At 62.0% G+C, this 6,000-nt stretch carries 6 protein-coding genes; 5 read left to right on the top strand and 1 reads right to left on the bottom strand.

The genetic code is table 11. The annotated features are described in order from the left end of the window. Positions 1–4 precede the first annotated feature (4 nt). Positions 5–277 carry an FAD assembly factor SdhE gene (locus VOM14_RS26805; protein ID WP_327631755.1) on the top strand — a complete coding sequence of 91 codons (273 nt, stop codon included), beginning with the start codon at positions 5–7 and terminating at the stop codon, positions 275–277. Positions 278–349: 72 nt separating this feature from the next. Further along, positions 350–1,651, top strand: a complete 1,302-nt coding sequence (gene gltA / locus VOM14_RS26800; protein WP_327631753.1) for a citrate synthase — start codon at positions 350–352, stop codon at positions 1,649–1,651. Positions 1,652–1,808: 157 nt separating this feature from the next. Here gltA and VOM14_RS26795 read toward each other — a convergent pair whose 3' ends face one another. Further along, positions 1,809–2,810 (bottom strand): AraC family transcriptional regulator, encoded by a 1,002-nt coding sequence (locus VOM14_RS26795; RefSeq protein ID WP_327631752.1) that lies wholly within the window; start codon positions 2,808–2,810, stop codon positions 1,809–1,811. 157 nt (positions 2,811–2,967) lie between these two features. On the opposite strand from VOM14_RS26795, the gene VOM14_RS26790 reads away from it, so the two are divergent. The 3 genes from VOM14_RS26790 (at position 2,968) to VOM14_RS26780 (ending at position 5,989) form a co-directional block, all read left to right on the top strand. After that, positions 2,968–4,218, top strand: coding sequence for a DUF1479 domain-containing protein (locus tag VOM14_RS26790; RefSeq protein WP_327631751.1), 1,251 nt, complete (start codon positions 2,968–2,970; stop codon positions 4,216–4,218). A gap of 197 nt (positions 4,219–4,415) precedes the next feature. Then, positions 4,416–5,825, top strand: coding sequence for a 3-isopropylmalate dehydratase large subunit (gene leuC / locus VOM14_RS26785; RefSeq protein WP_327631750.1), 1,410 nt, complete (start codon positions 4,416–4,418; stop codon positions 5,823–5,825). A gap of 5 nt (positions 5,826–5,830) precedes the next feature. Further along, the gene (locus VOM14_RS26780) at positions 5,831–5,989 is read left to right on the top strand and encodes an entericidin A/B family lipoprotein (protein WP_327631749.1); all 159 of its coding nucleotides are present in this window, start codon (positions 5,831–5,833) and stop codon (positions 5,987–5,989) included. Positions 5,990–6,000 lie beyond the last annotated feature (11 nt).

The following is a 6,000-nucleotide window of genomic DNA, read 5'->3' as shown; positions in this document are numbered from 1 at the left end:
GAAAATGGACGATACATCGCATCAGTCCGACCCTCTCCGCCGCGCGCGTCTTCGCTGGCGCGCTCGGCGAGGCCTGCTGGAAAACGATCTGATCTTCGAGCGTTTTTTCAGCCGATATGAGCATGACCTCAGCGATGCCGATGTGGGCGCACTTACGCGCCTGCTTGAGCTGAGCGATAACGACCTGATGGACTTGCTTCTCGCACGCAAAGAACCTGAAGGCGAGCTTGCCGATCCGGACGTGATCCGGATCCTGGAGCTGCTGCGCAAAGCTTGAGCGCCGCGAGTGCGTTGTTCCAGGCGTGCAAATATCGAAACCCTGTTTCCATACTTCGATTGAGGATGTGCTATGACCCCGTCAGATGTTAAAGCCACGCTATCGTTTAGCGACAATTCGCCGAGCGTTGAAATGCCGATTTACAAGGGCACTCTCGGCCCGGACGTGATCGACATCCGCAAACTGTACGGCCAGACTGGCAAGTTCACGTACGACCCTGGCTTCATGTCGACGGCGGCGTGCAATTCGGCGATTACCTACATCGACGGCGATAAGGGCGAGTTGCTGTACCGCGGCTACGCGATCGACAACCTCGCGGAAAACGCTGACTTTCTCGAAACCTGCTTCCTGTTGCTGAAGGGCGAACTGCCCAACGCGCAGCAGAAGGCCGAGTTCGTGAAGACCGTGACCAACCACACGATGGTGCATGAGCAAATGCACTTCTTCTTCCGTGGTTTCCGTCGCGACGCGCACCCGATGGCGATTCTGGTCGCAGCAGTCGGCGCACTGTCGGCGTTCTATCACGACTCGCTGGACATCAACAATCCGCGTCACCGTGAAGTGTCGGCTATCCGCATGATCGCCAAGCTGCCCACGCTCGTCGCCATGGCGTACAAGTACAGCATCGGCCAGCCGTTTGCGTACCCGCGCAACAACCTGTCGTACAGCGCGAACTTCATGCACATGATGTTCTCGAACCCGTGCGAAGACTACAAGGTCAACGACGTGCTCGTGCGCGCTCTGGACCGCATCCTGATCTTGCACGCGGATCACGAGCAGAATGCTTCCACGTCGACCGTGCGTCTCGCCGGTTCGTCGGGCGCGAACCCGTTCGCCTGTATCGCAGCCGGTATCGCCTGTCTGTGGGGCCCGGCGCACGGCGGCGCGAACGAAGCCGCACTGAACATGCTGGAAGAAATCGGCTCGGTCGACAACATTCCTGAGTTCATCAAGCAAGTGAAGGACAAGAACTCGGGCGTGAAGCTGATGGGCTTCGGTCACCGTGTCTACAAGAACTACGATCCGCGCGCCAAGCTGATGCGCGAAACGTGCCACGAAGTGCTGAACGAACTGGGCCTGCACGACGACCCGCTGTTCAAGCTGGCCATGGCGCTGGAAAAGATCGCGCTGGAAGACGAGTACTTCGTGTCGCGCAAACTGTACCCGAACGTCGACTTCTACTCGGGCATCGTGCAGCGCGCGCTGGGCATCCCGACGTCGATGTTCACGTGTATCTTCGCGATGGCGCGTACGGTGGGCTGGATTGCGCAGTGGAACGAAATGATTGCCGATCCGGAACAGAAGATTGGCCGTCCGCGTCAGCTGTTCATCGGCGACACGCAGCGTGAAGCCAAGCCGCTCGCGCAACGTTAATTCGGCTTGAGTTCGGTTCAGTCGGCGGCGGGTTGGCTGCGGGCTGAAGCGTCATCGAAGGCTCGAAAAGGAAACGCCCCAACGGTGAAAGCCGTTGGGGCGTTTTTGTTTTTGCTGAGCCGCGTGCGCCTGGTGTGCCGTGGGTTCTGCGACCCATTCAAGCCGACGGCTTATGTCGTTGCCGCCGTACCGGCCGTTCCAGCGACGGCGGACGCGTGTGCAAATTCTGCGGCGTGCCCGCCGCGTTTTTCGGCGCGTGGCCGTGAGTCTCGAAGAAGCGCCGATACGCGCCTGGCGTGATCCCGCGCGCCGACAGAAACTGTCGATTGAAATTGGCAAGATTGGGAAAGCCGGCCTTCGTGGCGATCAGCGCGATGGGCCAGCGCGTATCCGTCAGTTGCCGCGTGGCGTAGCCGATTCGCAGCCGGTTCAGATAGCGCCCGACGCTTTCGCCCACATGCCGCACGAAATAGCGGTGCAAGGAACGCTCGGACAGGTTCGCGACTTCGCACAGTTCGGCGATCCGCAAGGGTTCGTGAAAGCGCCGGTCGAGCAGATCGAGCACACGATTCAGGCGCTCCGCTTCGGACGCGCGCGCATGAGACGCGACGTCGGCGGCGCTGCCGCGTTCCCGCGCTTCCCGCTTGTGCGCAGCCGGCGACGCCAGCGGTTCCGCTTGCGCCTCCGCGAGTTGCACGAGCACATCCAGCACGGCGCCGAGCCGCACACGCGGCGATTGATCGAGCAGTGCCGCCATCCGCGCGCGCATCAGCGTCGCGGCTTCCGACGAGAATCGCAGGCCCGGCGCGGCGCGTCGCAGCAGCGTGCGCAGCGATGCGAACTCCGGACAGCAATCCGCCATTCGCCGCGCCCAGTCGCCGCCGAACCACACCACGATCGCGACTTGCGGCGCGCTCGCATCGATCGGCTCCGTGGACGCCCACGTGTGCGGCATGTCCGGCGGCACAAGCACGAGATCGTCGCCGCTGTAGTCAGCAATGTGATCGCCGATGAAGCGGCGACCGCGACTGTTCATGGTCAGCGTCAGCTCGTATTCGGGATGGTGGTGCCACTCAAACGGAATCTGCGCGAGCTGCCGATGGTAGACGCGGATCGAGCAGCCGCTCGGAATCGTCACGCGTTCGTATTGAGGTTTCATGATGAGCAACCTGGCCGCGCGGGGCCAAACACGGCGAATGTCTGAATTGTATCGACATCTGGCCGGATCGCATGCTCGACGAAGGCTGAACATCCTTAATCTGCAATCGGACAGCACTACTCAGATCACTACACAGACCGATTCAAGGAGACACACCATGCCGCTCGTCATCGACAATCTTCCCGAGGCGATTCGCAGCACCAAGCGAGCGCTGCGGGCCGCGCTGCCGAATTACAGGCAGATCTTCAACGAAGTCGAGGGCGCGATGCGTCAGCAGATCGACGCGATTCACCGCGACCGCGAGCAGGGACGCAATGCGATTCCGGCATTCGACTATGCGTCGATCGTTTCCGGCGACGTCGGCGAGGCCGCCATCGCGAGCATCAGGACGCGCGGCGCGTGTGTGGTGCGCGGCGTTTTCGAGCGCCAGCAAGCTAGCGACTGGAATGACGAAATCGCCGAATACGTGCAACGCAATCATCTCGACGAAAAGCTCGCGCATCGCGCCGAAGACAAATATTTTGGCAACCTGTCGTCGAGCAAGCCGCAGATTTACGGCATCTACTGGTCGAAGCCGCAGACGGCCGCGCGTCAGTCGGAGCAACTGACGAACACGCGCGTGTTCCTGAACGGTCTCTGGAAGTCGGAAAGCGAAGGCAAACGGCATTTCGATCCGGAGCGCGTGCCGGTTTATGCGGACCGGATTCGTCGGCGGCCGCCCGGCTCCGAGTCGCTGGGCCTGTCGCCTCACGTGGATGGCGGGTCGGTCGAGCGCTGGCTCGATCCGAATTTTCAGAAGGTGTATCGACATGTGCTGACAGGCAACTGGCGTGCGTACGATCCATTCGACGCCGCCTACCGACCCGACGTGCAGGAAATTCCGTCGCCGGCCGTCTGCTCGATGTTCCGCACTTTCCAGGGCTGGACCGCGCTGACGCCGCAAGGCCCAGGCGACGGCACGCTGCAATTGATCCCGATCGCCAATGTGATGGCCTACGTGATTTTGCGCGCGCTCCAGGACGACGTTCCCGAGGACGAACTGTGCGGCGCGCAACCCGCCCGCGCGTTGTCGATCAAACCGGAGTGGCACAGCCTGTTGCTCGAAGCGGTCACGCCAATTCCGCACATGCAGCCGGGCGACGCGGTGTTCTGGCACAGCGACGTCGTGCATTCGGTCGAGGACGCGCATCGCGGCAACGGCTATAGCAACGTGATGTACATCTCGTCGGCGCCGTGGTGTGCGAAGAATGAGGCTTATCTGAAGCGTCAGTTGCCGAGCTTCCTGCGTGGCGAAAGCCCGCCGGATTTTCCAGCCGATCACTTCGAGACGGACTTCGCCGGCCGCGCGCGGGAGAGTGAACTGACGCCGCTCGGACGCGCGCAACTCGGCTTCGATCTCGCGCGCTAAGCCGCGCCTCAGGTGGCGGGACATGAACCCGCCGCCGTCCCCGCGCTTGCCGGGTAACGTCGATACAGGTATCGACACTACCACCCAACTCACTGTTTTTTATCGCTTTTTCCCATGGTAGAGCGGCCCAAAGCCGGATTTCGCGTGGCATAATCGACCGACACAGTCAGCCCGCAGTCATTACTACCCCGCATACCATGGCACAGACTCTCTACGACAAATTGTGGAACACGCACGTGGTCCACACGGAAGAAGACGGTACGACGATTCTTTACATCGACCGTCACCTGCTGCACGAAGTCACCAGCCCCCAGGCGTTCGAAGGGCTGAAGCTGGCTGAACGTCCGGTGTGGCGCATCAGCGCGAACCTCGCGGTATCCGACCACAACGTGCCGACCACGGACCGCAGTCACGGTATCGCCGATCCGGTTTCGAAGCTGCAAGTCGACACGCTCGATTCGAATTGCGACGCCTACGGCATCACGCAGTTCAAGATGACCGACCTGCGCCAGGGCATCGTGCACATCATCGGGCCGGAGCAGGGCGCCACGTTGCCGGGCATGACGATCGTCTGCGGCGACTCGCACACGTCCACGCACGGCGCATTCGGCGCGCTCGCGCATGGCATCGGCACGTCGGAAGTGGAGCACGTCCTGGCCACGCAAACGCTCTTGCAGAAGAAGAGCAAGAATATGCTGATCAAGGTGGAGGGTCCGCTGCCGCGCGGCTGCACGGCGAAAGACATCGTGCTCGCGATCATCGGCAAGATCGGCACGGCGGGCGGCACGGGTTACGCCATGGAATTCGGCGGCTCGACGATCCGCGCGCTTTCCATGGAAGGCCGCATGACGGTCTGCAACATGGCGATCGAGGCGGGCGCGCGCGCCGGCATGGTCGCGGTCGACGACACCACCGTCGAGTATCTGAAGGGCCGCCCGTTCTCGCCGGAAGGCGTGGAATGGGATCATGCGGTCGAGTACTGGAAGCAGTTCAAGACGGATGAAGGCGCGCATTTCGACCGCGTGGTCGAGTTGAACGCGGCTGAAATCGTGCCGCAAGTCACGTGGGGCACGTCGCCGGAAATGGTCACGGCGGTCGACGGCCGAGTGCCGGACCCCGAGCGCGAGAAAGACCCGGTCAAGCGCGACGCCATGGAGCGCGCGCTCAAATACATGGCACTCGAACCGAATGCGCCGATCGAGTCGATCAAGCCGGATAAAATCTTCATCGGGTCGTGTACCAACGCGCGCATTGAAGACATTCGCGCCGCGGCTTACGTCGTGAAGAAACTGGGCCGCCGCGTGGCGCCGAACATCCGTCTGGCCATGGTCGTGCCGGGTTCGGGTCTCGTGAAAGCGCAGGCGGAACGTGAAGGCCTCGACAAGGTATTCACAGACGCCGGTTTCGAATGGCGCGAGCCGGGTTGCTCGATGTGCCTCGCCATGAACGCCGACCGGCTGGAACCGGGCGAGCGTTGCGCGTCCACGTCGAATCGTAATTTCGAAGGTCGTCAGGGCGCCGGTGGCCGCACCCATCTCGTGAGCCCCGCCATGGCCGCAGCCGCGGCTATCGAAGGGCATTTCGTCGACATTCGCAAGCTGGGATAAATCGCATGATGAAGAACATGAATCGCACTACTCTACTGCGCCGCCTCGCGCTCGGTACTCTGGCCGGGCTGCTGCTCGGCCTGGCCGGCTGCAGCACGGTGCACGGATTTGGGCAGGACATGTCGCACCTCGGCAATTCGATCAGCAATCACGCTGAGAAATAACCGGTTTTTGA

The organism is Paraburkholderia sp. MPAMCS5 (genome assembly GCF_036016995.1).
Classification (GTDB): Bacteria; Pseudomonadota; Gammaproteobacteria; order Burkholderiales; family Burkholderiaceae; genus Paraburkholderia.
Note: the sequence above shows the minus strand (reverse complement) of the source record. Positions and strands in the feature narration are given on the sequence as shown.

Bases quoted from the DNA above. Each gene is read 5' to 3' on its own strand.
- VOM14_RS26805 (WP_327631755.1), top strand. From the start codon at position 5: ATGGACGATACATCGCATCAGTCCGACCCTCTCCGCCGCGCGCGTCTT.
- gltA (WP_327631753.1), top strand. From the start codon at position 350: ATGACCCCGTCAGATGTTAAAGCCACGCTATCGTTTAGCGACAATTCG.
- VOM14_RS26795 (WP_327631752.1), bottom strand. From the start codon at position 2,810: ATGAAACCTCAATACGAACGCGTGACGATTCCGAGCGGCTGCTCGATC.
- VOM14_RS26790 (WP_327631751.1), top strand. From the start codon at position 2,968: ATGCCGCTCGTCATCGACAATCTTCCCGAGGCGATTCGCAGCACCAAG.
- leuC (WP_327631750.1), top strand. From the start codon at position 4,416: ATGGCACAGACTCTCTACGACAAATTGTGGAACACGCACGTGGTCCAC.
- VOM14_RS26780 (WP_327631749.1), top strand. From the start codon at position 5,831: ATGATGAAGAACATGAATCGCACTACTCTACTGCGCCGCCTCGCGCTC.